The following is a 22,355-nucleotide window of genomic DNA, read 5'->3' on the forward strand; positions in this document are numbered from 1 at the left end:
TAGGGGTAGGAGATTGTTACTTGTAAAGGCGGCACCCGGATTTGAACCGGGGGATGGAGGTTTTGCAGACCAAAAGGAATTGAATTAAACGCTTGCAGTATATGAATTGTGGCGATTAAGTTTTTCAGCGTAACTAAAATTGTGACTAACTTAATACTAGCTTGCCGTTAGTATCAAAACTGAAGGGCATATTGTTCTGGAGCGCGATCGCGTTCCATGAAGCGATTTCTGTTGCTGTCGGTTTTCCTAATAATGGGAGTCCTGTTGTTGCTTCATCCCAGAGTGCCTTGAGTATAGGATAATCTGATGCGCTTAGTCCCCCCATGTAGCCTGTGGGTGAAAGCAGGGTTTCCAGCCTGGTTACAGCCCTTTGGTTTATAGTTTGCGCGGATATGCGATTGTACCCGGTATTAAGGAGCATTTCTCTATTGAATGCCCCCCAGTCTGGAGGCGGGGGTATAGGTACGGCAGTGATAAAGTTTACGCCATCCCAGGTATCGCCAATATTTGCTGTATTTGAAGGAATTAGCAAATCATCGGTAGTGTATTCTTCTGGATTTTCCAAAAGGATGATATTGGCGACTAAATTATTTTGAATAACTGCATATCTCATGACCACCAGATCCTTACTTCACCACGTCCACCGTTGCCACCGTTACCACCTGTAGTTCCACCTGCTGCACCACTACCGCCGCCGGCCCCTGGTGCGCCACCGTTGCCACCATTTCCGCCTGTGGTTGTACCGTATCCGCCGCCGCCGCCACCAGTGCCAGCGCCTGTAGTTAAATCTGTGCCATTGTTTCCGTTATTCCCGCCAGCACCCCCACCGGTTCCCCCAATGCCCCCGGATGCTGGTAAGGTGCTACTTCCTCCTGTCCCTCCTGTGGTTGTGGTAGAGGTTCCGCCAGCACCCCCACCAGGTGCGCCGTAAACACTCGCATTTCCACTGTTGCCATTATTCCTGCCACCACCACCGCCCCCAAAAAGCCCTGGAGAAGTATCGCTTGTTCCGTCTGGAGCAGAAGCAACTCCAGTTCCGAGTCCTGGTTGAAGGCTGCTTGCTCCGCCTCCACCATTACTGGATGGACTAGCGCCACCATAAGCGATAAGAAAATTTCCAAAAGAAGAACTACCACCGGAAGCCCCGGTGCTTCCTATGGAAGATGTGGAGCCATTGCCACCTACGCCACCAGCCCCAATAGTAATAGCAACGGTGCTAGGCAATTCTCCAGCACTAAAAATTCTTCTTGTGCAGCTACCACCACCACCACCTCCACCAGCATTTGTGTTTCCACCACCGCGACCACCACCACCGCCGCCGTAACATTCCACAATCACGGTGGTAATGCCACTAGGTTTTGCCCAGGTTCCTGATGACGTAAACGCCTGATATCCGCCACTACCCCTTGTTATGGCAATACTTACACCCACTATTCCAGCACTCCTATTAAAAAGGTGGTTCCTGTGGCGTTGTAGGCGATCGCGGCTAGGGTTTTTCCCGTGGGTGCTTCAAAAGCGATACTCGCCCCAGTAGGGAAAGAAGTACCAAGCAATGTCCCAGCAGCAGCACCAATATTGGCGATGCTCACTGATATTTTCCCGGCTGTAACTGTTCCAGAGGTAGAAGTATTGACAAGTGTGGGTGTTGCAGTGCCACCACCACCAGTACCTACACCTAAGCCCTTTTCTATAAAAGCATCTGCGATCGCTTCGGCTTGGTTCGCCTGCGTTTGGTTGTATGTCACACCTTTAGGCATTCTTCCCCCTCCTTCTTTTGCCTGGATTCCATCCATCAAATCCTATTCCACCATTTCCCCCAATGACTTTGGGGTTAGTACTGTTCCCGTTACCATTTGGGAAATTTTCACTAATGGGCATATCTGTAGGAATTTCCTCTGGCGCTACATCATTCAGCACGATCCTCACAGCCCAGATGTGCTTACACTGCCCATCTTGTGCGCCAGCATCGGTATTACTCCAGTCTTCTTCTATTCCGTCATCTGATGTGCTGTTGGGGTTGGGGGATTTTTTCTTGGTTGCGTCAGGGCAGTTGCATTGCCAATCACCGTCGCCATCACCGTCACTATCACCGTCGCCGTCACCGTCACCGTCACCGTCACCGTCAGCATTACCACATTCCCATTTACTACCATCAGCAAATTCAATTTCAAATATTCTTACTTGCTGAGTTAAGAATGCTGAAAACTGCCCCCCTCCTTCTAGGTATTTAAAATTTACACTAAATTCATGTTGATAAGTTAAATTGTTTTGTTCCAATGAAACAAGACTTCCATTGCTATAAGATTCTTTGTCATCTTCTGTAAAATTCTCACCAGAAAATTCTACATATTGTTGAGTAAAGAGTGCATCAATAGGGTCATTTGGATATATTTCTGCACCGCTATAGCTTAGTGATATTGTCCAAGAAAGAACGCCACTTATTTTATTAATATTAAGTTCAGAATTAAAATCTATAGCCCCACTAGACCTAAGAGTAAAACCAGATACATTGGTTGCTTGATTGCAAGTTTTTTCTATTTTTACACTACTAGTTACTATATTGCTTTTATCAAAATTAGATTGCCAAGTATAAATAGAGCTAACATTTGCACCATCTATTACACCTGTTGCCGTGTTTTCTCCGTTCGGAAAATATTCAATTTCTCCAGTTTCTTCATTAAAAACTATTCCTGGTCGATAGTTATTAAGTAGCTCATCATCAAAGTATGGTTCAAATGTAAACTCTAATCCACCAGGAAATAGATAAATTTCTACTGTTACTTCAAAAGTTACTTCCCATTCTGGAAATGTTTCAGAGGCAAAACCACCAGCAACAGTAGTTTCTAATGTAAAGCCTACGTAATCTTCTCTGTTTGTTCCAGTAGTAAATTCGGAATTATTTATAAATTCTAACTCTGTTTGTTCTTCATTGCTAAAGGTATCAAACACCCATTCTTTTAATTCAAATCCACTTTCCGGGTCTGGAACTCTACCGCCAAAAGGTGGTACAAGTGTTCCTTTGTATATAGAATTGCCAATACTAATGCCACCACCGGGATGAGTTGTAATAACCTTTGAGGTGATTTTTACAGGTGAACCATCATTAAAAGCGCCACCTGTTGAATTAATAATTATCAAAGCATCGTTATTAACTATACCTTCACTATCGGCTGTAATACTAATAGTTTCAATAATAGTGGCTGTATACAATCCTGTCTGATTATCATAACTTTGAGCTACTACATTTGCTGGAGTGTTTATAGTTTCAAAATCTCCATCAAATCTTATATCCCCAACAAACCATTTAGGAAGATTTAAAAGCAAAGGCAATTCACAAGTAATATTATTTTGAGGTTTCTTGCTGACTTCCCAGTATCCCTTGGGTGCATTCGGGGAAGGTATTTTATATTTATCATCACCGTCTTTCAATACTTTATCTTCTTGGGCTATCTCCATACCTTTTTGGTATCTCTTCCACGCAGATTTATAATTATATTCTTGCTCTGGACTAAAGACTCTCGGCGCTCCAGTAACAGTAAGTTCAAAATCTTCTATAAAATCTAGTCGTGGTGCGATCGCATCGTCATCAAGATAATTGCCATCGGGTAATCTGCGACGATTTGATTTTTTACCGGGAACCTTAAAAGATACTTTGCTACTTTGTGGTAGGTCAAAAAATCTAGGAATACCACCATTATTTTTCCTTTTTCCCATCAATAATCACCACCTGTTGCAGTTACAATCACGCCAGCAGTAGCAGTGCCTAATGCAGCGTACAGTGCATATCCAGTAGGTAGCCGTAAACCTCTGTTGGGTGTTGCTGGCGTTTGGGAAGCTGGGAAAAGGATTCTTGGTAAGGTTACTTCAATTGGGTAGTTTGCGATCGCGGTCGTATTCCCGCTACCACTTACAGACGTGAGTGAAGTCTCAGCCAACAAAACATAATCACTACTACTGGGAGCTTTGAGAAAAATTCTCAGTGGGGAAGCAACAATGTCACCCAATGGATAAGCCTGAATCGCTTCAATCAGTGTTCCGTTAGTCCCGGCTGTCCCCAACAGTTTCGGCACAGCAGCGCCTGGCGAACGGTTAACAACTTCATTGGTAAGTGTAACCGTCCAAATGATGGGATTCTTAATGAAAATTGGCTGGGTATTAACCATAATTTGTACTCATACTAATTCTGTCACCGGTGCAAGTATCGGCAACGCCAGGGACAGCCATGATAAATTCTGCACCAGTCCGAGCAAAGCGATACCTGAGATTTGCCTCCTGGCGGTAGTTGGGAACCCAAAGGGGATGAGCCGCCAACAGGTCAGTTTCTTTAAGGTAGTTTTCCCACCAAACGCGGGAATCTCTAGCGGACTCCCGCAGAATTGCCCGGTTAATATCCCCGGTGTAGAGTTCTTTGGTGTTGAATCGGCTGGAGTCTCCCAGTAATTCAGAAGCTTCAAAAGCGCGATCGCACCTCTCCAAAATCTGCTGGATGCGCTGCACTTCGTAGTCATCTTGTAAGAGATTCATGGCTTCTTCCAGTCGGGCGCGATCGCCTGCGGGAACTCCAGCGCCGTAGCCAAGATGAAATCTACACCGGGATTTGTCCAGTTCAGAGAGGGCTGGCATATTTTAGAACTCAACATGAGGTAGGACGGCTTCCCAGTTAATGTTTAAGTCAGCGTTGAGCGTCTTCAATTGCTCAAGCCCGACGTAACCACCTTCTGGTTTGCGTTCCATGATTTTCCTGGCGGACAACTGCCCAACTCCGCGCAGTGCCTTACCAAGGCTGGAAGCAGAGACTTGATTGATGTTAATTTTCTCAATCGTCTCCCCTTCCTTCCCGCCGTCCAATACTTCAAAGGTGCGGGGTTGGATCAAATCCACCCCCTCGACTTTTGAAGCATTAATTACAGTCCCGCCATCCTTGCATTGGTAATGGGTGGAGAATTCGCCGGTAATTAGTATTTCCCGCCCCAGCCCTTTGTGAAAAGCGTTTTCACCTACTTTTAGTGTCATGGGAAAATTTCCTTAATAAGTGCTGGGGTAGCCGACTTGCTCTAGTCGGGAAGGATCAGCCGCTAACAAATAGCACACATCGCAAATTACCCTTTGCGTACCAGAAGCCACCCGTACACCAGTACCCGCCACCGTATTACCAGCGTTGGAATTGAGTAGTCTGTACTGAGTAGCGCCCCCCAGCGTTCCCAATGGAGCCGCCAAGGTATCGTAAGGGGTGGCGACAGAACGAGCGCTGCTGTTGGCTGCGATCGCACTACTCGCCACTGTCAACACCGGGGCTGTATCTGTATGAGCTGCTGCCACCTTTAGTCTTTCGCCGGTTGTCCCAATCAAAGCTACATTAGGAGTCCGCAACCCGATGTAGTAAACCTGTGCGCCAGCCGGGACAATAAGCGGGGTATCATTTCTATCCCTTTGATGGCTAGGAACAAAAATATCAATTTGGGTTTGCAAGCTGCTGGTGATGGTGGCGTAACCCAAAGCATGGTAAGCCAAAATCTTTGGGTAACATTCCAACCGCTCACCGTTATACCAGTTGAGTAATTGGGTTTGGTTGCCTGGGAAAAGTGGTTGAGTCATGTTAATCTCCGTAGGTTCTAGCAACCGTCACAAAGCGGTCATTGGTGAGTGACCAACCGCCGTACATAGCCCAAATCGCAATTACAAATCTTTGGTAATCGTCATTGTTGTTCAAGCGAACACTCACCGGGACTTCAGTTGCGATCGCTTCTCCCACCGCCTGCTGACCTAAGAAAATTCCCAGATGTCCAGTTCTGTTGGCTGCACCGGTGGGATGTAGTCCAGCATTAGTAGACGCGGTGTAATTTAAATTCACCGTCGCCGTGGGCATATTGTTGGATTCAAAAAATCTCACACCCTCAAACACAAACCCTGTAGGCATCGCCTCACCCATGAAGCTGGCTTGCCCATATTGAGAGCCACCGAAAATCAATTGGTTGGGGCCAGAGATATAACCCTGGTTGGGTGGTGGCATCATGGGAGCCGAGAACGGTGTAATGCCCGGCTGGAGGTAATTGGTAGGACAGAAAGAAGGATACTGAGCAACAGCGCGGAAATCTGGATCTTGCCGCAGGTGTTTGATAAACCGAGGGGCAGCCAAACAGTAGTAATACCCATCACTGAAGGTAGGAACGTTACGTGTCCGCATCCCTTCCACGATGGTTAACAGGTCATTTTTGACATCAATCTTTGGTGGGCCGGAAGCGTAAGTACCGCCATCCGCTACACCTTGGGGGTTGTAAGTAAACGGTGACTGCAAAAGTGTATTGATGTAGACCCTATCCAACCATTTCCGATAGTCCCGGAATAGAGTCAGCGCACCGATACTCTGGTGAAAGGCTTGTATCTGTTGCGGGTTGTACTGCCACAAAGCCCGTTGAGCCAGCAATATGGTCTCCATCGGAATCTTGAAATTCCCTGGAGCATTGGGGTTATTCGCATCACCACCACTAGGGCCTGTGTACTCATCAATGGTGACAATGATTTTGGATTTCAAAATGTCACGGGAATTAGCAGTACCAATTGTCTGAGTAGGAGCGCGGCGGCGGGATTCTAAAGTAAAGCTGTCGTCTTCCCAGTATTCGTATCTATCGAGCTGTACCGTCTTACCGCGAGTTGCCGAAGCATCCCAAACAACTTGAGGTTGACAGACGAACTTAGATATAAACTGGGCATCCGGTCTTAATAGTTCTGCTCCCAGAATCCTGGGAAAATCATCATCTATCCACACTGGGGTTCTGACCTTCTATGAAGTGGGCAACTTAGGTCAGAACTGAGAACGCGATCGCCCTGGACTAAACCCTCCAGGGTTTTTTATTGGTTGGCAAAAAACAAATTAGAAACGCAAGGTATTTGCCATCAGGTTGGCATTGGTATTGCGCGCCTGGTTGTAGGCATCCACCAAACCTTGAGCCGCATTGAAGCGGTTTTGCTGCTCGTTTATCGCCATATTGTTGTAGGTGTTTTGGCGCATTTGGTCAGCATTCAATCCCCGTGCAAAGGCTTGGTTTTCCATGCCAACGCCTTGCTGAAATCTCATGTCTGTTTGAGCGCGGGCGGTGGCGGCGTTGGCAAGTTCGTTCATGTCAAAGCCCAAGGCCTTGGCTTGGTCTAAAACATCGTCGTAATTGCGTCCGGCGGTAGCTGCCCGACCTGCTGCATTACCTATGGCAGCACCAGCAATATTTGAAGCTGCACTACCAGCAGCACGTAGTAAGGAAGGAGCAACGGCTCCGATAACAGCCTGCATATTTTTTCTCCTAATGACTAATGACCATTGACCATTGACTACTGACCAAACAGCGAAACGATATCCTGGCTGGCGAGTTGGTCAATCACCTGCCAAGCCATACCTGGGTTATGTTGCCAAGCGGATCTGAACTTGTCCCGGTTGTTGGTTGCACCGCCAACACCAGGGGCGGGGGGTGCGGGGAAAGATGGACGACTAAAGGCACTGGGGACAGAAGCTGTAGGTGTGACCAACTGCTTTTGTTGTGGTGGATCTAATTGCAAATACCACTCAGCACACTGCACCGGGTCAGAGAGAATTTCCCAGAACTTTTGGATCATCAAGTCCTGTGTTGCACTGAACTCTCCCAATACCACGGCATTAACCGCCAAGGGGCCAAGAGCATCCAGAGCTTGATCGGCGATCGCCAGATTTTGCTCTTGCTGTCCAATCAACTGGGAAAATTGCTCAATCACTTGAGTTGCGATCGCAATCTGTTGTTGTTGTTGAGCAAAAAGTCCAACAATCTGATCAGCAATGTTTAGTGCGTTAGTTTGACTCCGCACCACATTCTCCAGCCAGCCCACATACTCAGCAGTTTGGTTAGCGCTTACCCCTAGAGCGTTGGCTGTTGCCTGTCTGTTGCTGTTGGGCGAAGATACCCCAAAGTTCTGGGGAGACTGCGATGTCTGCTGGAAGCCCTGGGGGATAGAAATTGCTTGGCTGCTGTCCTGTTGGTAGACGTGGGACGGAATTGGTGACTGTACCGCCGGGGGTGGGGAGGGGATTGCCCCAATCCGCCCTTGAACGATATCCAACAGGCGGTTGGTAACTTGTCCCCACTCCTGGGAACTGTGTTGGGAGTCCTGCGGCGGCTGTGGAGCCGCGCTCGTCCCTTGGGGTATAAATGCCGGGGTTGGTGTCGCTTGGGGGGCTGCTACCATTTGTTGTTACATCGTTATATGAGTTAGAGCCATTGCCATTAGTTGTGGTAGGGCTATTGAGTTTGTCGGGTTCGTCGTAAGTCTCACCGTAAGAAAACTCTTGGGCAACTAACGACAAAGCTTTTTCGATTAGTGGGGTGATATCCAATCGCCACCCCAAGGGCATCGCCGGATCAAGCGGGTCAGGGAGACTCAAAAAGTTTTGATATAAACCTATGAGTTGATTAATCGCTTGAACTTTGTTTTGAGTGGTTCTATAGCTAAAATTCCCACTCTGCATCGCGGCGATTTCTTTATCGGTTTTGTCGGGAAAAAGAAAGCGTAAAACGTACTCAGTATTAATCCCCGCCTCTGCCAAGTTCCGTCCCACAATCGACTTATCCAAAATTTCCCGTGAAGTGTCTGGGAAAATTTCACTGGTGAACCTCCATTCAATTACTCTGTCCCCCATCGGTGGCATCCCAATCACACCGCGAGGGATAACGCCAAACTCCAACAGCATCTGACAGATATCGTCTGTGATGTCGTTGGGTGACTCTAGTTGAATGTCTTTGGGCTTGAGCTTGGCTCCCTGTTGTTTGTAGATGTCAGCCAGTAAGCCTTTAAATTCTTTTTCTTGCTCAATTGCTACTGCAAATAGAGATTGTTTAAACAGATTCTCCTCAGCCAAGAGAATCATCTCAAACAGTTTGCACAGTCCATAGTCATACAAAGCCAAACATTTTTTCCTAGCAGTCGCCGCAGTTGAACCACTTCTTACTTTGATTTCATATGCCGTCGCACCAGAACGAATCCCCAACGGATCAACACCACCCAAAGCTGTGTGTAGTTGCTCACGGTATTCCCGTTGATATAAATTCTGATCACCACTCACCGGGTCAACCTGAATATATCCCACCCGTTCATCAGGCCCAATACCACCAATCACACTGGCGACTTTTTCACCACCATCAAACTGACTGCGCTCCCTGGGGTCTGACCTGTTCGTGCTGGGATAGTACCCAGACTGAGATGCAACTGTGGGAACAAAACCTGATACAGCAGCAGCTTCCAAAACCTCAGAGCGCGATCGCGTCGTCACCAATGTAGGATTGGCAAACAGCGACAAGTTTCTATTGATAGTCGTCAGCATCTTGTCATGACGCTCAATCGGCTGACGCAACCAATGAAACTCACTTGACCCTGGTTGACCGGGACGGCTGGGATGATTGGGGATAGCCACACAGGGAATAAACCCCAAGGTGTTCTCTACAGTTTGTACATTAGGGTCTTGCAGATCGATATCACCCGTAATCCCATTGAGATTAGGCTTTTGTGTTAAATCATGCTGGCGGATTGTCTCTTTAGTAATTTCCAGTTTCACCCAGCGTTCTTCTTCCGTCCCCAGCAGCGAAAGCCGCTTGTAGGGATAGGCAATCACTACCCTTTCTAGTTCCCTACCCCCTGGCTTGTAGTAGGCTTTATACTCTGGGTTGGGGTCGGTTGTCCCCCCATGAAACCATGAGATTTCATAACTATCACCAGTGGGACGCAGGTAGAAAAGAATCTCGCCACAAGTCAGGTACAAGTCCCAGATGTAGTCCAAATAAAGATCCATCCGGTTGTACTTCCAGATACTGGAGATAAATTTCTTTCTCTCTCCAGTGGGGTCTTGCACCGGGTAAAGTTCGATTCCCCTGGCACCGAACAATTTCAACTGAGCAAGATGATTGGCAACAATCAGCGATTCGCCGCCGCCATTGCCGTCACGATTTACAACTGCCTGAATGATGTTCTCTAGGGTCATTAATTAGGAAATCCGGCTTACCTTCCGAGGGGTAAGCCGCGTAACAAAGGATACACTCTATAGAAAGACAACCTTCCTACCCTAAGTTGCCCACTTATCTATCTTGTGTCTGTGTCTCCAAAAAAGCTTAGACCAGCCTAATTGCGCTGGATATATTTCTATTAACCAGCGATCACACAAATAAGGACTATCAACTATTTGTTCGTAGTATTTCAAGTATTCTTCGTGGAAACTGCGATCCGCATCATTTAGGTTCATTTCACTTTTTCTCACGCAACCATAGGGAAAATTTCTCAAGGATTGGGTGATAGACTCTCTAAGTTGCGTAGAACAATCGTGAGGTTTACTAGCGTCACCGATTCATCCTGTCCGATAGCGTCTTTGGCTAAAATTTTTCTGATTTGAGTTTTCGTTAGGTTAGCGAGTTCTTCCATTTTTTTTGCCTGGTAAGTGGGGGATATCTGCGACAACAATGTTAGGTGTAGGAAAAATTTTTAGCCTAACAACAACGTGTCACACCTAATCGACCTGCAAAACCTCCCATTGTTGCTTTTCCTTCGGCAATGTGATCAAGTAAATGGGCGGTGCTACATAGTGAGTTATTTAACTCGCCAAGAAGCGTCATACCGATTTCGGGGCATTGAGCAGCTAAAGCAATAAGTTGTCGGCATTCAAGTTGCACTTTTTTTGCCTGCGCCTCAACACTTTCTGGTGTTGTTGTAACCTTTGTCATTTCGTTATCGGGTGTATAGTCCATAGCTAAGTTCGTAATCTCCAGTAAAGTTTGTTGATGAACAGACCTATTGTTCCCTCACGCAACCTCAAGCTTACGTCTACCCATCAACCCAACTAAGCAATAAACCAAAGCATCCACACAATCATCCTTATCCATCGCGCCAAAGTTAATGAGTTCATCAACCAACCGCCCCATCATCCGGTATTGGTTAAAGGTAACTAGCCCATTTTGAAATAACCCCGACACCCCGCGCAGTCGCTGCAACTTATCCCCTTTAGTCGTCGGCTGCTGGTATTGAATATTAAAAATCTGCTTCTCATTCACCAAGTAGTGAGTAAAGTCACCCTTCAAGGAACTTTGATAAGCCACAGCCTCAGCGCACAGTGTTATTGGCAACTCTCCCCAGTCTGCCCACAGTTCAATAATCTGGTCGAGCTTTTCAATATTCCCACTCCACCGACCCCGCCGGATGTCGAGAATGTAAAACTTGTTGCCAACTCGACCACCCAAAACAAACACCGTGTAATCAGCCCGTTCTCTGAGTGATGCTGACAAATCCCCACCGATACACAGCGAGTCAAAATGATCGGGGAATTCACCATGCTTGATCCACAGTGGGTCAATGGAGGTTTCAGAACTCCGCATTACCCGGTTTTGATACTGGAAGCTAAACGCGACCGGGCTATCTTCCCTCAGTGCTTGCAATTCTTCCAGGGTGAAGCGTTCCGGCCAGTAACTTACTTCCTTACCGTCATCATCATCAACAATTGCCTGCTGTACAATTTGCTTCCATCCCTTCGCCGGAATGAAATCAGTACAGTGGATGTCATCGGCACGGAAGCGAGTCCCAATATTGACCTGTCTCCCCCCTGGCTTGAGAGTAGGCCTGATTACCTCTGAATAGTTGGTGGTAATTTTCTCGCGTACTTCTGGATTCTCAATTGATTCAGAAGACTTAATAATGTCGTCGTAGACCACCAAATCACTACGGCGGCTGGTGATACTTCCAGTGATACCTGTGGCGTAAAAGGTGTAGTCAGAATCCAGGCTGTCAACACCTGCAAAATCCTTTCTAATTTCCCAGTCGGTATCACTCCACCTTTTACCCGGTAATACATTTGGGAAAACTTCCCTATACTTGGGACTCTCAATAATTCGCTTGATGATGCGGCTACGAGATAAGGCGACAGATTCAGAGTAAGAAACATAAATAATCTGAATACTGGGATTGTGACCAATCACCCACGCCACCCACATAGCAATCCAGGTACTCTTGGCACTACCTCTAGGTGCAAGAATACTCAGATTGTCCCCCGCGACTAATTCAAGAGTCTGGGAAGAAATCCCTGTAACTAGTTCAGTAATCCATTCCAGGTGATGCTCTGCTGCCGTTTTTCCCGTTACATACTCAGCAAAGTAAGCAAAGTCATTCCAAGCCCTAAGAGCATTGGGCGATCGCGCTGCAATAGTCGCTGATCTGGCGGCTTCCCTGGCTTTCTCTCTATACTGCTTATAGATTCGTGTCGCCATTGTTTTTACTTATGAACAAAGCAGAATTGATACAAGCAGTTGCCGCCAAAGCAAACGTCAGCCAAAAGCAAGCTGAGACAGTCCTTAACGCCACAACAGACACCATCGTTGAGACAGTCGCCAACGGTGGGAAAGTGATACTCGTTGGGTTCGGTTCGTTTGAAGCTAGGGCTAGAAAGGAGCGTGAAGGACGTAACCCCAAGACAAACGAAAAGATGATTATCCCAGCTACCACTGTCCCCGCCTTTAGCCCTGGTAAGCACTTTAAAACTGAAGTCACAGCTACTCTTCCTCAAGCCGGCTGAGGACACCTTTGGTAGCTTCCACCAATGCCGATTCAAAAGGCGTATCAGCGAAAATCAAGCGCAACTCTTGAATTGCCCGATACGCCCCTGCCATTTCCAAAGCCTTGCGATCGCGGATGTACTTTTGCCCGTTCACCGCCTCGGCACAAGCCCTCACTTCTCTGGATAAGTGAGAAACTACTGGCAGTAATTTTTCAGGGTCTATCGCCCCAACCCCTCCCTTGAGCTTCAGCACCTCCATTACGCTGTCAATTAGGTCAGCGTTTAGCACCAATACTTTCTGTAAAGCATCTCCAGTATCTACACCAGAGAAGGCTGATGTTAGGATGTTGAACCGTTTGGCCTCCTCACCTACTGGGAAAAATGCCCGATACCAATTCTGTACCGCAGTCTGAGAAACCTTATACCCCCAATCCTCAAGTAGTTGACGAATAGCCGTGGTGTTACGGTTGTGCTTACAAAATTCGTCAAACTCCTGTAACCGCTCGGCACTCATGAGCGAGCGAATCTGGTCTACCCTATGTTGAGGGGCTTTTCTAGTCACAGATGTTTACACTTGTTGATAGTTACCGTCTATTTCGGAAGGATGCGATCGCAGCAGAGCGATCCTCAGACTTTTCACGCTGCTTTATTTGGCTACGAAGTCCTGCCATATCGCGCTCCTGACCAAAGCCAGATTCCTGCATCCTCTCCCGCGCCGCAATTTGAGCCGCATCCCGGCGCTCAATAGATTGCAGGTTGTCACCTTGTAGAGTGCGGTTATTCTGGAAATTCTGATCAGTTTCTTTCGCTCTGTAACCAAAAGCCCTAGAAGCATTGGCTTCTGCCTCCCTTTGTCGCAAGTCAAAGCCTACGTTCCAGGTGTCTCTAAGTTGGTTTAGGCGGTCTTGAGCTTGTTGCTGGGCGGCCGTTCGATTCTTGTCTGCTAAGTACTGTCCATACTCAGCCCAGTCCATTTGCTTCCCGTCAACATTAAAAGTTAGATTTTGAGTCGAGACGGAAGATCCGCCGATGGCTGACATTACCATTAGAACCACCTCCAGGTCGATTCACCAGTATTGCCACTTAAAATGGCGGTATCCTGTTGTATCTGTGCTAACCTTTGTTGCGCCGCCAGTTGCGCCCCCTGCATAGTGCGTTCATTAGCTTGGCGTTGTTGCTCCAATATTTGTTGATTGTAGCGATCGCGGTCAGCTTGTGCTAATTGTCTTTTAAGGTCTCTTGTTGCGGACTCATCCCGAAGCCTCGACTCCTCCCGCATCATTGCCACCCTGGGGTTCAGTCCTGCTTCATACTCCACCCTGGGATTGTAGATATTTCCCTTGAATACTGGGCGATATACATTGAGTCCTTCTTCATAACCGGAATAACTGCCACCAGATCGGTTGGCTTCTCGCCTCGCCTCCGTTTGGCGCTCAAAATCCCTTTGCTTTGAATACTCCTCCCTCTGCGCCGCCTCAATACTGGCATTGCGTTGGCGATTGTAGGCATCCTGCTGATTTTGTCCCGCAAAAAACCTTTGCTGAAAAGCGTCGTCAGTTGCAGCCTGTTGCGACTGCCTCAATAGCCGTGCTGGATCGTTTGGCTGCAAGAATCGCTCCGGCGTTTCATTGCGCCTCGCCAAGTTCGTGTTCCTATTCCCTGTCCTGGTATTGGTTCCCGAAGTCATAGTAAGTTCGTAGCTCTGACCTAAGTTGCCCTCAACCGTCGTAACCAAGATTACAATTGAGAACTACGGTTCTCAAAAGTAATTTATGAGTGAAGAATTAGCTAAAAAAGCATATCGAGCATACGGTCAAACAACCGATTTCAAAAACTATCAAGGCTTATCCATGCCTGATTGGGAAAATCTCCCAGAGACTATTCAAAAGGCTTGGACGAGTGCTGCTGTTGCAGTGACTTCACCAGAGGAAAAGCCGCAAGACCTTAAGGAAAAATGGTACTGCTTTGATATGTATCCAGAGGACATAGACCCTCGGTTTGTTTACTGGTTATTAAAAAATGGCATTGAAATCAGGTTGAATGGGCTGGGCAAAAGAGGGGTGATAGCTAATTTGCGATCGCATCTGCCAGAGAGGTGTTGCACCCAGTTCTTCGCAGATGAGATGGAACCAGCACATATCTTTCCTGGATTGGGAGAAATACTAGACGTAACTAGCGCTTTAGATAAGCACGACGAAACTCTTGGTAAGCCGGAAAGAAGATACAGAAACCCTCTCACCGAAGATTTCGGCAGAATCAACCATAAAAATATCGCTGACCATCTGCTCGACGAGATTGAGAAGATATCTGTTAGACAGCACAGACTAAAGGGTTTTTTGATGATGTACAGGATGTCATTCAATCCAGGGGAGATTTTTCCTATTTCCTACAATGTGGACACAGAAGAAGGCAATGAGGATGATGAGTAGCATGAAATATTTTATTGACACAGAGTTCATTGAAGACGGTCAAACTATCGACTTAATCAGTATTGGTATAGTTTGCGAAGACGGGCGGGAATTTTACGGTATCAACTGGGATTGCGACTTCAAACACGCGAGTAAATGGGTCCAAGAGAACGTTCTGATTCATTTGCCATTTCGCCCGGTCAACGAACCAACCCCCAACACCCAAAACTGGTACACAAAAAAAGACTTGAAATTGGCTGTATTGGATTTTTTGGGATGCACTTACGGCACACCTGGGAGCTTATGCCCTGGCAAATATTACTTGTCAAATCACATCTCCAAGCCAGAGTTTTGGGGGTACTACGCTGATTATGACTGGGTTGTGTTTTGCCAACTATTCGGCAGGATGATTGACTTACCCCAAGGCTTCCCGATGTATTGTCGAGACATCAAGCAATGGTGCGACCAATTAGGCAACCCCAAGTTGCCCGAACAAGGCAAGGGTGAGCATAGCGCGATCGCGGATGCCAAATGGAACAAAACAGCGTGGGAATTTCTGCAAAAGTGGCAAGATGGGTTACTCAATGCTAGTGACTGGAGTGCCTAAATGGCTAAAGACAACATAATTCCCATATTGAAGAATGTTGAAGTTACTTGTACTACTTGCAAACAAAATCGAGTGACATCTTTTCCTGCTCCCAATCACTTTTTATGTGAGGTATGTAGAGCGAGGATATTTCAGTTAAGCGATTTGCTTTCTGCGGTTATGAGTGAAGATTTTGATTGTGCGCGATCAGTTGCCCAATCTATTTTGAATTTGGAATTGTAGCTATGCAAGACCTAGTGGTTTTAAAATTTGACTCTTACCCCAATGCGATCGCATGGCTGAACGAGAATCCTGGGGTTGCGGTAAAAGGAGAAGACGCACCTTTTGGATTTGGTATAGGAAAAAGTCTGATGTCATTGCATATTATTTTTTCTAGGTGCATGAATGAGGGCGATAGACTAAGAATTCTAGAATTTTTCCCAAGTGCCAAAGACGTAAATAATATGCGTCAAGAGATTGGGTATCCTCCCTTGGGACATTCTCATTCCATGTACCTGATTCACGGTTTTACCAGGAAACAGGTAATCGAAATACTAAAACACAATTTTGGTGTAACCGTTAAAAAATCTGAGTGTTGTGCAGAAATGGTTGACTTAGGTGAATGCTTTGATAGATTGAAAGAACTAGAAATAAGAATTGGTGGCCCGTTGAGCCGGGAAGATATAAATAAAATTGGTGACTTGTATAGAAAGTTATATCCTTGAACGAGCAATCAATCACCTGTCCCCAATGTGGGAAAATTTCCTACAACCAAAACGATATAATTCACAAATACTGTGGACAATGTCATCAGTATCATAAAGACATGAAACCCAAGTTTTCACGCCCAAAAAAGGGTTCAAAAAATTTGTGACACTTGGTGTTACTTTCAAAGTGGGTTTTCCCCAGCTAAAAATAAACCCTGCCGATGCCCTGCATCCAGCCTGTGGTGGGAATCATAGGGGTATGCACACCTGGGGAGGGGCTTATGACCACTGAATTATTTAGAGAGTACCGAAACAATCCCACACGGCAACTGCGCGATCGCATTTTCAACCACCATTACAAACTGGCCTGCGAGATTGCCCATCAATATAGAATCTGTTGTGATGAACCACTAGAAGATTTAATTCAGTTGGCGGGGGTAGGAATGTTGACAGCCATTGAGCGCTTTGACCCAAGCCGAAGCAATGCTTTTAGTTCATTTGCTTGCCCGTACATCAAAGGGGAGATCCGGCATTACCTGAGAGACAAAGCCAGTACTGTGAAGATTCCGCGATCGCTTCAGAGTTTGTACCAGCGAGGCAAGAAGCTGCATGGAACCGATGAGCAAATTGCAAAAGCTCTAGGCTGCACCCAACAGCAATGGAAAGAAGCCAAAGCCATAGGGGTTAATCGCAATTTGTTTAACATCGATAACTTGCTTACTCTCACACTGGAATGGAGCGAAGGGTGCGGAGGTTCTGACACAGTAAGTATGAAACGGTTTTTGTCGGCATTATCATTTCAAGAACAACCGGTTAAACCTATTGCCACCACCATAGAACCGTCTTCGTTAAGCCAGTTAGATGAAGCTAATCAACAGTTGATCGAGATGTTCTTCTTCCAGAATGAACCGCTTAAAGAAGTGAAGAGGACAGCGATCGCATCTGGTAAAGGCAAAGATGTTAAAACCTTATTGGTAAATGCAGTCTTAATGATCAACGGGTAGGATTGTGCAAGCCTTAATACTGTGGCGAGGGTTGCTCAATTCCTGCCTGATTTTTTCCTCCAGTAATCCCAGCCAATTGAGTCTATCAACCTGGGAAAGCCAAGTCATGTCTGGTGTTTTACTGGAATTAGTTATCTGCAAGGGACGCAGCGCAACTCCGAGTATTGCTCGTTTGGGTGCAAGTTCTCGGAGTGACCAGTTTCCGGTTGCACCTTGTAAATCAACATCCCACACACCAATAGCCCGGTTACTGCTATTAGGGTAAATTTCCCAAACTGCAAAGCGATGTGTAAGCGCAGCATTATGTGGATAAGGTAATGGTCGAAGCCGGAAAGCTGTCCCGCCGAACTCCCCAACCATCTCCGCTTGCAGTTCGGGGAGGTAATCAAGTGTGAGTAAATAGTCAGGGCTGCTTTGTTTGGGAATGATCCTATAGGTTGCGACAGCCCCTTGGGTGTTGCGTTCAAGTCGCAGTACAGCACAGTTGGCTCCATACCATCTCTTGATGATGGTTGGGCTAGTGCGCTGCTTTGATGCAGGTCGAAATAGTTTTCTAATCCATCTTCGTAATCGGGTGAGCCATGCCACATTATTTTTTCCCGATGTCGAAGCTGGACAAAAGATTGCTCACTCGGTCGGTGGGAGACAAACGAATGAACCCACCCAAGCCAGATATAAGAGCTATTCGCTCAATAGATTCTCGAAACGGTAATTGCCCCAGCCAAGCATCTCTGACGGTAATTCCTACTGGCATCATCAGCAGTAGCCACAGCAGCAACTCAAATGGGTCTAAATGAATTTTTTTGTCTTTTTGAAATACCAGCGTCAACCCACTGGATGGACGGTCATTGTCAATGGACTCCATAAGAGCATAGGTCAAGACTATACTCTAAGTTGCCCTAGCTTGCTAATTGCAGTTGGGATAGTTCCGTCAAGGTGGTTTCTAGCCAGGTGATATCTTCCTGGGTTAGTAGTAGTTTTACTTTCTTCCAAATAGCTTGAATTTCTTTGTCGTCGTACAAAGCTGTCAGCTTTTGGCTTAGTTCTGATACCTTCTGGCTATCTCGTCTACATACTGCGGCTGTGAGTTGGATTGATGCCCAGCCTTTGGCTTCGTCAATTACTAATGGCATAATTTATCTTTTATTAATATTTAATCTTGCGCCGTAAAGTTATTTTTTTAACTCAGAATTATCACTGAGTAAATTAAATACTTTGTACATTGGGCAGCTTAGGATATGGAAGAAGCTGCTTTAGTTTTAGAAACTGGGGATAGGTTAGCCTCACTTAATCCGGCTGCTGTTTACCTCGCCTCACTGGGTAAAGGTAGCCGCCGGACGATGAAGCAGGCATTGGATGCGATCGCACTCCTTGCCACTAATCAAACTTGTGATGCTATGAACTGCCCGTGGGGGCTACTACGGTATCAGCACACAATGGCAATTCGGGCTGAGTTGATGGAGAAGTACGCACCTGCGACGGCAAACAAGATGCTGGCTGCACTGCGGCGGGTACTCAAGGAAGCCCAACGCCTGGGGCAAATGACACCGGAAGATTACGCCAAGGCTGCTGATATTAAGCGAGTTAAGTCTAGTGGGTTGCCTAAAGGTAGGGCGTTGTCTTCTGATGAGCTGGGAAAATTGCTCAATGTCTGCGTTGAAGATGAATCAATATTTGGTGTTCGGGATGCGGCGATGTTGATGATACTCCGGGTGGGGTTGCGCCGGGGTGAAGTGGTGAACCTGGATTTAGCTGACCTTGACTTGAATGAAGGGAGTGTGAAGGTCAGAGGGGGGAAGGGACGTAAGGATAGGGTGGTGTTTTTTCCTGAAAGTGCGATCGCATACTTGCAGAAATGGGTGAAAATCAGGGGTGATGACTCTAGTCCGTTGCTACTCCCGATTAGCAAATCTGGTAATTTGGTGTGGCGACGGCTTTCTGATCAAGCTGTATTGTCAATCATGCTGGGACGGGGTGAAGAAGCAGGTATTGAGAATTTTACGCCCCACGATTTTAGAAGGACTTTTGCAGGTGACTTGCTGGATGCTGGGGTTGATATTGTGACTGTACAAAAGCTCATGGGTCATGCTGACCCGGCGACTACGGCGAAGTATGACAGGCGTGGGGATGCGGCGAAGAAACGGGCAGTTAACCTACTAAAGCTGTGACATCCACTTCATAGTGAACACCTTTGATACGCACCCGGATGTAATACGGCGGCTTAACTCCATTTTGTTGCAATAGATTAATCTGTGCTTTAACAGAGGCTTCATGCTTGTTTAGCCAGCTTTTTAAGGCTGATGGTAAGTGGGATTTCATTGCTCATCTTCTAAACTTTTCTTCCCCAATCTAGCCGCGATCGCATCCGCTAAATATTCTTCCGGCTCCTTATCAACCGCCGCCGCTTGAATTTTGATTTCATCTAAATGCTTCTCGGCGTTTCGCATAGTGTAGGTTTCCAGCGCAGTACTGATGCAGGCGCTGATATCTTTTCTGGTGGCTAGTGATGCAATAACCAATCTCAAATACAACTGCGCTGGGAGCTTTGGCACCCCTGGGCGTTTGTCGATGATTTCGGTGATAATACCGCGCTGCTTGAGAACTTCAATTAGTTTATCTATATCCACCTGCGATACCCTTACTATGCTTACCCTTGCTACTGCTTAGTAGCTGAGACTATGGTATCATGCGTTTATTAAGGTATCGCCCCCAGTGCTGACACACCAGGGACTTCCCCTCAAGTAGTCGTAACCTACTAAAGGAGCAATTTTAGTATGCACCCAAGAGAGCTTCGAGAAAAGTACAATCTTTCATTAACACAGTTAGCTTTTTATATGACCTGCGATCGCAGAACAGCTGAAAGATATTGTTCGCACGCATCAGACGACCCGCGACCCCAGGTTTTTTTAACCTGCCAACTGCTTGATTTTTATTGGCAGACTATAGGTAGAGTGCAGCCCCCGCCTTTTCTTGTACCGGCAATTTGACGGACGTAACTACGAAATTCAACCGCTACCCCACACCTGGCTGTGGGGTTTTTAATTGGGAGTTGTTGACGAAATTTTGACGGAATTATGAATGGTTGTTCTGGAATGCCCCAAAATTCTTTCACTGGATGATGTAGCGCCAGGGGTTGACTTCTTCCCCACCAAGACGATGTGTGCTGTATGCGGTGTTTCGCTCTCCACCTTAGAGAGATACCGCGATGACTTAATTAACTTGAAAGTGCCGAAGTTTGATTGGTACTTCTACAGCACAGGATTTGAACGCACCAGTGCAGAAATTATTTACCAATATGCCCAACTGGTAAAAATACAACGCAAAGACAGGGCAAAGAACTCAATTAAACAACACATGGAGGTTTTTTGGCGTGACAAATCGTAGAACAGGTAGAGCCAACAGCGACAAACCAACAGACTCGCAGTCCCCAGAACAACCTAACGGCAGCGTTGACGACACGATCATGTCGATGTCGCTGGACATGAAACGGACGATTAAAAAGGTTGTTGTCCATAATGCGATCGCAATGGCAATGCAGGATTTCGCCCTTGGTGACTACGGCGATGTAGAACCAGCAATGTTTACTCCTTTTTCGGGAGGAATGCTTTCCCCTTTGGAGTCCAGGCACCAAGCCCTTCTGGAGGGCAAGGTGATCACACCAGCACTGCTACCCTCCTCTGGCGAATCAACTGGTACATCTTCCTCTACTTGTTAGGAGTCCAAATGCAGCCACACCCAGAAGTAGACCAAACCAACATGATTGGCTGGCAACCCGTGTTCGCTACTAACCGTCCCCCGGCGACAACTTCCGCCAATCAAAACCTCATGCCCATGTTGGGTATAGGTGCGGCTGCTTTATTTGTCGCCGCATCTGGAGGGGTCTTATTCAAACAACATCAAGAAATGAACTCACAAAAATCAATATGGCAACAAGAAGCAATCACCCAAGAACGCAGTCGAATCATGGAATGCGTACAGTCACCACCCAGATAAATACAATCACCAATATTTTCTTGGCTAGTGTTGCAGCCACCAGTCTTTGGAGTACGGGATTTTTTGGAATAGGCGCGATTGGCTCATTAGGTGCGGAAATATTCACAACCAATGAGTACTGGCGACGACAGAAAGACCTCTTCACAGGCGCTGCATTAGTTTCATTGTCCATCCTGCTGGGGACTGGATTCACCAAAGGCACACTCACATTATTTGGAATTACTGACGAGGATGAGTAATGCGTTGAAGCAAAAACTCAACGCTTTATGTTTCATTGAGTTTGAGTTGGGTAGAAGATTTGAAGCGAGAATGCCTCTGTGCAACTGGGAGACATTCAAGCGGGAGAACGAAACAGAATATCAGCGAAGACAAATCTTAATGGATGAAATTTTGGAACTATGCAAGACACAACCCAAGCCGCCACAGCCATAGGCTTACACCTGACAACTGGTGACAACTACACCAACCCTGCCAAACCGCAAAATCAGCGCCTTTCTGTGTCCCCTGGTGGAGTGACAAGCCAGGAAAAAGACATTCAAATTGCTAGATACAAAAACATTGGTAACGCCTGGGATGTACTAGCCGCCGAACAAGACACCCTCAAGAAAAAGCACGTTGCCCATCAGAAATTATTTGAAGCTGGACAAGCCCAAATTACAGCTGCAACTGCCCTTACCAAATCATCAACAACCTGGAATAAGTTTCAATCTGCCGTTGCTGAACATCGCATCTCTCGGAATGAAGCCAGAGTTGCGATCGCAGCCATGCCGATTGAGATAGAGCGCCAAAATGTTGAACTGGAGAAGAAGCGGGAAAATCTCACTAAAGCCAAGATGGAACTTGAAGAGTTAATGATTAGTAATAAAGTCAAGCGCGAAGACTTAAGCCATCAAACAGTTCTGCGGCAACTCGACGGCATTGAGGTACAGGTAGCACTACCTGACCTGATGCAAAATATAAGCGGCTTATTGCCACCCACACCCGAACTTGTGATGATTCTGTAATGTATTGGTTAACCCTTTACACCACTGTTTTTTCAGGTGCGGTGTTATCAGGCAGAATCACCCTGATATTCAAGCCGCACCTATTTTTTATCTTCACCGCCGTCAG

At 46.6% G+C, this 22,355-nt stretch carries 36 protein-coding genes; 12 read left to right on the forward strand and 24 right to left on the reverse strand.

Features of this window, described 5'->3' with window-relative positions; all coding sequences use genetic code 11:
* Nucleotides 1-145: 145 nt before the first annotated feature.
* The 16 genes from GSQ19_RS18220 to GSQ19_RS18295 all read right to left on the reverse strand — a co-directional run bounded on the left by GSQ19_RS18220 (nt 146) and on the right by GSQ19_RS18295 (nt 12,260).
* The gene (locus tag GSQ19_RS18220) at nt 146-613 is read right to left on the reverse strand and encodes a hypothetical protein (RefSeq protein ID WP_013036433.1); all 468 of its coding nucleotides are present in this window, start codon (nt 611-613) and stop codon (nt 146-148) included.
* Nucleotides 610-1,431 carry a glycine-rich domain-containing protein gene (locus GSQ19_RS18225; protein WP_013036434.1) on the reverse strand — a complete coding sequence of 274 codons (822 nt, stop codon included), beginning with the start codon at nt 1,429-1,431 and terminating at the stop codon, nt 610-612. The genes GSQ19_RS18220 and GSQ19_RS18225 overlap by 4 nt, the downstream gene beginning before the upstream one ends.
* Nucleotides 1,431-1,757: a hypothetical protein gene (locus GSQ19_RS18230; RefSeq protein WP_013036435.1), complete on the reverse strand. Its 327-nt coding sequence runs from the start codon at nt 1,755-1,757 to the stop codon at nt 1,431-1,433. The genes GSQ19_RS18225 and GSQ19_RS18230 overlap by 1 nt, the downstream gene beginning before the upstream one ends.
* The gene (locus tag GSQ19_RS18235; protein ID WP_013036436.1) at nt 1,750-3,714 is read right to left on the reverse strand and encodes a hypothetical protein; all 1,965 of its coding nucleotides are present in this window, start codon (nt 3,712-3,714) and stop codon (nt 1,750-1,752) included. Before GSQ19_RS18235 ends, GSQ19_RS18230 begins: the two co-directional genes overlap by 8 nt.
* A complete protein-coding gene (locus tag GSQ19_RS18240; RefSeq protein ID WP_013036437.1) occupies nt 3,714-4,163 on the reverse strand; it encodes a hypothetical protein in 450 nt (149 codons plus the stop codon). The genes GSQ19_RS18235 and GSQ19_RS18240 overlap by 1 nt, the downstream gene beginning before the upstream one ends.
* Entirely contained in the window at nt 4,156-4,623 is a 468-nt protein-coding gene (locus tag GSQ19_RS18245) for a hypothetical protein (RefSeq protein WP_013036438.1), read from the reverse strand. Before GSQ19_RS18245 ends, GSQ19_RS18240 begins: the two co-directional genes overlap by 8 nt.
* Nucleotides 4,624-4,626: 3 nt before the next feature.
* Complete coding sequence (locus tag GSQ19_RS18250) at nt 4,627-5,013, reverse strand: ComEA family DNA-binding protein (protein ID WP_013036439.1); 387 nt, start codon at nt 5,011-5,013, stop codon at nt 4,627-4,629.
* Between the two features lie 12 nt (nt 5,014-5,025).
* Complete coding sequence (locus GSQ19_RS18255) at nt 5,026-5,595, reverse strand: hypothetical protein (RefSeq protein ID WP_013036440.1); 570 nt, start codon at nt 5,593-5,595, stop codon at nt 5,026-5,028.
* Between the two features lies 1 nt (nt 5,596).
* Nucleotides 5,597-6,766, reverse strand: coding sequence for a hypothetical protein (locus tag GSQ19_RS18260; protein ID WP_013036441.1), 1,170 nt, complete (start codon nt 6,764-6,766; stop codon nt 5,597-5,599).
* A gap of 105 nt (nt 6,767-6,871) precedes the next feature.
* Nucleotides 6,872-7,285 (reverse strand): hypothetical protein, encoded by a 414-nt coding sequence (locus GSQ19_RS18265; protein WP_013036442.1) that lies wholly within the window; start codon nt 7,283-7,285, stop codon nt 6,872-6,874.
* 38 nt (nt 7,286-7,323) lie between these two features.
* Nucleotides 7,324-7,851 carry a hypothetical protein gene (locus GSQ19_RS18270; protein WP_013036443.1) on the reverse strand — a complete coding sequence of 176 codons (528 nt, stop codon included), beginning with the start codon at nt 7,849-7,851 and terminating at the stop codon, nt 7,324-7,326.
* A 16-nt stretch (nt 7,852-7,867) separates the two neighbouring features.
* Nucleotides 7,868-9,994: a hypothetical protein gene (locus GSQ19_RS18275; RefSeq protein WP_013036444.1), complete on the reverse strand. Its 2,127-nt coding sequence runs from the start codon at nt 9,992-9,994 to the stop codon at nt 7,868-7,870.
* A gap of 81 nt (nt 9,995-10,075) precedes the next feature.
* Nucleotides 10,076-10,252, reverse strand: a complete 177-nt coding sequence (locus tag GSQ19_RS18280) for a hypothetical protein (protein ID WP_158647781.1) — start codon at nt 10,250-10,252, stop codon at nt 10,076-10,078.
* Between the two features lie 35 nt (nt 10,253-10,287).
* Complete coding sequence (locus GSQ19_RS18285) at nt 10,288-10,428, reverse strand: hypothetical protein (protein ID WP_158647782.1); 141 nt, start codon at nt 10,426-10,428, stop codon at nt 10,288-10,290.
* 65 nt (nt 10,429-10,493) lie between these two features.
* Entirely contained in the window at nt 10,494-10,751 is a 258-nt protein-coding gene (locus GSQ19_RS18290) for a hypothetical protein (RefSeq protein WP_013036445.1), read from the reverse strand.
* A gap of 54 nt (nt 10,752-10,805) precedes the next feature.
* Nucleotides 10,806-12,260: a phage terminase large subunit family protein gene (locus GSQ19_RS18295; RefSeq protein WP_013036446.1), complete on the reverse strand. Its 1,455-nt coding sequence runs from the start codon at nt 12,258-12,260 to the stop codon at nt 10,806-10,808.
* A gap of 11 nt (nt 12,261-12,271) precedes the next feature.
* Here GSQ19_RS18295 and GSQ19_RS18300 point away from each other — a divergent pair, with 11 nt between their 5' ends.
* Nucleotides 12,272-12,565: an HU family DNA-binding protein gene (locus GSQ19_RS18300; protein ID WP_013036447.1), complete on the forward strand. Its 294-nt coding sequence runs from the start codon at nt 12,272-12,274 to the stop codon at nt 12,563-12,565.
* Here the strand turns inward: GSQ19_RS18300 and GSQ19_RS18305 are convergent.
* The 3 genes from GSQ19_RS18305 to GSQ19_RS18315 are packed head-to-tail and all read right to left on the reverse strand — an operon-like array spanning nt 12,543 to nt 14,189.
* Nucleotides 12,543-13,109: a hypothetical protein gene (locus GSQ19_RS18305; protein WP_013036448.1), complete on the reverse strand. Its 567-nt coding sequence runs from the start codon at nt 13,107-13,109 to the stop codon at nt 12,543-12,545. The two genes, GSQ19_RS18300 and GSQ19_RS18305, sit on opposite strands and share 23 nt — an antisense overlap.
* 22 nt (nt 13,110-13,131) lie before the next feature.
* On the reverse strand, nt 13,132-13,593 hold the full coding sequence (locus tag GSQ19_RS18310; protein ID WP_013036449.1) for a hypothetical protein: 462 nt from the start codon (nt 13,591-13,593) through the stop codon (nt 13,132-13,134).
* On the reverse strand, nt 13,593-14,189 hold the full coding sequence (locus GSQ19_RS18315) for a hypothetical protein (RefSeq protein ID WP_159368353.1): 597 nt from the start codon (nt 14,187-14,189) through the stop codon (nt 13,593-13,595). The genes GSQ19_RS18310 and GSQ19_RS18315 overlap by 1 nt, the downstream gene beginning before the upstream one ends.
* A 130-nt stretch (nt 14,190-14,319) precedes the next feature.
* Between GSQ19_RS18315 and GSQ19_RS18320 the strand changes: the two genes are divergently transcribed.
* From GSQ19_RS18320 to GSQ19_RS18335, 4 genes are all read left to right on the forward strand, one after another.
* Entirely contained in the window at nt 14,320-14,976 is a 657-nt protein-coding gene (locus GSQ19_RS18320; RefSeq protein ID WP_013036451.1) for a hypothetical protein, read from the forward strand.
* 1 nt (nt 14,977) lies between these two features.
* Nucleotides 14,978-15,562: a 3'-5' exonuclease gene (locus GSQ19_RS18325; protein WP_013036452.1), complete on the forward strand. Its 585-nt coding sequence runs from the start codon at nt 14,978-14,980 to the stop codon at nt 15,560-15,562.
* Nucleotides 15,563-15,786: 224 nt separating this feature from the next.
* The gene (locus GSQ19_RS18330; RefSeq protein ID WP_013036453.1) at nt 15,787-16,266 is read left to right on the forward strand and encodes a hypothetical protein; all 480 of its coding nucleotides are present in this window, start codon (nt 15,787-15,789) and stop codon (nt 16,264-16,266) included.
* A gap of 263 nt (nt 16,267-16,529) precedes the next feature.
* The gene (locus tag GSQ19_RS18335; RefSeq protein WP_013036454.1) at nt 16,530-17,252 is read left to right on the forward strand and encodes a sigma-70 family RNA polymerase sigma factor; all 723 of its coding nucleotides are present in this window, start codon (nt 16,530-16,532) and stop codon (nt 17,250-17,252) included.
* On the opposite strand, the gene GSQ19_RS18340 is transcribed toward GSQ19_RS18335, so the two are convergent.
* Genes GSQ19_RS18340 through GSQ19_RS18350 form a run of 3 tightly spaced genes read right to left on the reverse strand, consistent with a single transcriptional unit; the run spans nt 17,235 to nt 18,385 of the window.
* Complete coding sequence (locus GSQ19_RS18340) at nt 17,235-17,840, reverse strand: hypothetical protein (protein ID WP_013036455.1); 606 nt, start codon at nt 17,838-17,840, stop codon at nt 17,235-17,237. The two genes, GSQ19_RS18335 and GSQ19_RS18340, sit on opposite strands and share 18 nt — an antisense overlap.
* 1 nt (nt 17,841) lies before the next feature.
* Entirely contained in the window at nt 17,842-18,117 is a 276-nt protein-coding gene (locus tag GSQ19_RS18345) for a hypothetical protein (protein ID WP_041457272.1), read from the reverse strand.
* 34 nt (nt 18,118-18,151) lie between these two features.
* On the reverse strand, nt 18,152-18,385 hold the full coding sequence (locus tag GSQ19_RS18350) for a hypothetical protein (protein WP_013036457.1): 234 nt from the start codon (nt 18,383-18,385) through the stop codon (nt 18,152-18,154).
* A gap of 105 nt (nt 18,386-18,490) precedes the next feature.
* Here GSQ19_RS18350 and GSQ19_RS18355 point away from each other — a divergent pair, with 105 nt between their 5' ends.
* Nucleotides 18,491-19,420, forward strand: a complete 930-nt coding sequence (locus GSQ19_RS18355) for a tyrosine-type recombinase/integrase (protein ID WP_013036458.1) — start codon at nt 18,491-18,493, stop codon at nt 19,418-19,420.
* Here the strand turns inward: GSQ19_RS18355 and GSQ19_RS18360 are convergent.
* Together GSQ19_RS18360 and GSQ19_RS18365 are read right to left on the reverse strand one after the other, a co-directional pair.
* Entirely contained in the window at nt 19,401-19,571 is a 171-nt protein-coding gene (locus GSQ19_RS18360) for a hypothetical protein (protein WP_158647784.1), read from the reverse strand. The genes GSQ19_RS18355 and GSQ19_RS18360 overlap by 20 nt on opposite strands.
* Nucleotides 19,568-19,879: a hypothetical protein gene (locus tag GSQ19_RS18365; protein ID WP_013036459.1), complete on the reverse strand. Its 312-nt coding sequence runs from the start codon at nt 19,877-19,879 to the stop codon at nt 19,568-19,570. Before GSQ19_RS18365 ends, GSQ19_RS18360 begins: the two co-directional genes overlap by 4 nt.
* Before the next feature lie 451 nt (nt 19,880-20,330).
* On the opposite strand from GSQ19_RS18365, the gene GSQ19_RS18370 reads away from it, so the two are divergent.
* The 6 genes from GSQ19_RS18370 to GSQ19_RS18395 all read left to right on the forward strand — a co-directional run bounded on the left by GSQ19_RS18370 (nt 20,331) and on the right by GSQ19_RS18395 (nt 22,249).
* A complete protein-coding gene (locus GSQ19_RS18370) occupies nt 20,331-20,636 on the forward strand; it encodes a hypothetical protein (protein ID WP_013036460.1) in 306 nt (101 codons plus the stop codon).
* 79 nt (nt 20,637-20,715) lie between these two features.
* Complete coding sequence (locus GSQ19_RS18375; RefSeq protein ID WP_158647785.1) at nt 20,716-20,967, forward strand: hypothetical protein; 252 nt, start codon at nt 20,716-20,718, stop codon at nt 20,965-20,967.
* A gap of 8 nt (nt 20,968-20,975) precedes the next feature.
* Nucleotides 20,976-21,245: a hypothetical protein gene (locus GSQ19_RS18380; RefSeq protein ID WP_013036462.1), complete on the forward strand. Its 270-nt coding sequence runs from the start codon at nt 20,976-20,978 to the stop codon at nt 21,243-21,245.
* Nucleotides 21,221-21,484, forward strand: coding sequence for a hypothetical protein (locus tag GSQ19_RS18385; protein ID WP_013036463.1), 264 nt, complete (start codon nt 21,221-21,223; stop codon nt 21,482-21,484). The genes GSQ19_RS18380 and GSQ19_RS18385 overlap by 25 nt, the downstream gene beginning before the upstream one ends.
* Nucleotides 21,477-21,677 (forward strand): hypothetical protein, encoded by a 201-nt coding sequence (locus tag GSQ19_RS18390; protein WP_158647786.1) that lies wholly within the window; start codon nt 21,477-21,479, stop codon nt 21,675-21,677. Before GSQ19_RS18385 ends, GSQ19_RS18390 begins: the two co-directional genes overlap by 8 nt.
* A complete protein-coding gene (locus GSQ19_RS18395) occupies nt 21,644-22,249 on the forward strand; it encodes a hypothetical protein (protein WP_013036464.1) in 606 nt (201 codons plus the stop codon). Before GSQ19_RS18390 ends, GSQ19_RS18395 begins: the two co-directional genes overlap by 34 nt.
* Nucleotides 22,250-22,355: the final 106 nt, after the last annotated feature.

The organism is Trichormus variabilis 0441 (assembly GCF_009856605.1).
In the GTDB taxonomy this organism is placed as follows: Bacteria; Cyanobacteriota; Cyanobacteriia; order Cyanobacteriales; family Nostocaceae; genus Trichormus; species Trichormus variabilis.

Bases quoted from the DNA above. Each gene is read 5' to 3' on its own strand.
- GSQ19_RS18220 (WP_013036433.1), bottom strand. From the start codon at position 613: ATGAGATATGCAGTTATTCAAAATAATTTAGTCGCCAATATCATCCTT.
- GSQ19_RS18230 (WP_013036435.1), bottom strand. From the start codon at position 1,757: ATGCCTAAAGGTGTGACATACAACCAAACGCAGGCGAACCAAGCCGAA.
- GSQ19_RS18235 (WP_013036436.1), bottom strand. From the start codon at position 3,714: ATGGGAAAAAGGAAAAATAATGGTGGTATTCCTAGATTTTTTGACCTA.
- GSQ19_RS18240 (WP_013036437.1), bottom strand. From the start codon at position 4,163: ATGGTTAATACCCAGCCAATTTTCATTAAGAATCCCATCATTTGGACG.
- GSQ19_RS18245 (WP_013036438.1), bottom strand. From the start codon at position 4,623: ATGCCAGCCCTCTCTGAACTGGACAAATCCCGGTGTAGATTTCATCTT.
- GSQ19_RS18250 (WP_013036439.1), bottom strand. From the start codon at position 5,013: ATGACACTAAAAGTAGGTGAAAACGCTTTTCACAAAGGGCTGGGGCGG.
- GSQ19_RS18255 (WP_013036440.1), bottom strand. From the start codon at position 5,595: ATGACTCAACCACTTTTCCCAGGCAACCAAACCCAATTACTCAACTGG.
- GSQ19_RS18265 (WP_013036442.1), bottom strand. From the start codon at position 7,285: ATGCAGGCTGTTATCGGAGCCGTTGCTCCTTCCTTACTACGTGCTGCT.
- GSQ19_RS18275 (WP_013036444.1), bottom strand. From the start codon at position 9,994: ATGACCCTAGAGAACATCATTCAGGCAGTTGTAAATCGTGACGGCAAT.
- GSQ19_RS18280 (WP_158647781.1), bottom strand. From the start codon at position 10,252: ATGAACCTAAATGATGCGGATCGCAGTTTCCACGAAGAATACTTGAAA.
- GSQ19_RS18285 (WP_158647782.1), bottom strand. From the start codon at position 10,428: ATGGAAGAACTCGCTAACCTAACGAAAACTCAAATCAGAAAAATTTTA.
- GSQ19_RS18290 (WP_013036445.1), bottom strand. From the start codon at position 10,751: ATGGACTATACACCCGATAACGAAATGACAAAGGTTACAACAACACCA.
- GSQ19_RS18295 (WP_013036446.1), bottom strand. From the start codon at position 12,260: ATGGCGACACGAATCTATAAGCAGTATAGAGAGAAAGCCAGGGAAGCC.
- GSQ19_RS18300 (WP_013036447.1), top strand. From the start codon at position 12,272: ATGAACAAAGCAGAATTGATACAAGCAGTTGCCGCCAAAGCAAACGTC.
- GSQ19_RS18310 (WP_013036449.1), bottom strand. From the start codon at position 13,593: ATGGTAATGTCAGCCATCGGCGGATCTTCCGTCTCGACTCAAAATCTA.
- GSQ19_RS18320 (WP_013036451.1), top strand. From the start codon at position 14,320: ATGAGTGAAGAATTAGCTAAAAAAGCATATCGAGCATACGGTCAAACA.
- GSQ19_RS18325 (WP_013036452.1), top strand. From the start codon at position 14,978: ATGAAATATTTTATTGACACAGAGTTCATTGAAGACGGTCAAACTATC.
- GSQ19_RS18330 (WP_013036453.1), top strand. From the start codon at position 15,787: ATGCAAGACCTAGTGGTTTTAAAATTTGACTCTTACCCCAATGCGATC.
- GSQ19_RS18335 (WP_013036454.1), top strand. From the start codon at position 16,530: ATGACCACTGAATTATTTAGAGAGTACCGAAACAATCCCACACGGCAA.
- GSQ19_RS18345 (WP_041457272.1), bottom strand. From the start codon at position 18,117: ATGGAGTCCATTGACAATGACCGTCCATCCAGTGGGTTGACGCTGGTA.
- GSQ19_RS18350 (WP_013036457.1), bottom strand. From the start codon at position 18,385: ATGCCATTAGTAATTGACGAAGCCAAAGGCTGGGCATCAATCCAACTC.
- GSQ19_RS18355 (WP_013036458.1), top strand. From the start codon at position 18,491: ATGGAAGAAGCTGCTTTAGTTTTAGAAACTGGGGATAGGTTAGCCTCA.
- GSQ19_RS18360 (WP_158647784.1), bottom strand. From the start codon at position 19,571: ATGAAATCCCACTTACCATCAGCCTTAAAAAGCTGGCTAAACAAGCAT.
- GSQ19_RS18370 (WP_013036460.1), top strand. From the start codon at position 20,331: ATGGTTGTTCTGGAATGCCCCAAAATTCTTTCACTGGATGATGTAGCG.
- GSQ19_RS18375 (WP_158647785.1), top strand. From the start codon at position 20,716: ATGTCGATGTCGCTGGACATGAAACGGACGATTAAAAAGGTTGTTGTC.
- GSQ19_RS18380 (WP_013036462.1), top strand. From the start codon at position 20,976: ATGCAGCCACACCCAGAAGTAGACCAAACCAACATGATTGGCTGGCAA.
- GSQ19_RS18385 (WP_013036463.1), top strand. From the start codon at position 21,221: ATGCGTACAGTCACCACCCAGATAAATACAATCACCAATATTTTCTTG.
- GSQ19_RS18390 (WP_158647786.1), top strand. From the start codon at position 21,477: ATGAGTAATGCGTTGAAGCAAAAACTCAACGCTTTATGTTTCATTGAG.
- GSQ19_RS18395 (WP_013036464.1), top strand. From the start codon at position 21,644: ATGCAAGACACAACCCAAGCCGCCACAGCCATAGGCTTACACCTGACA.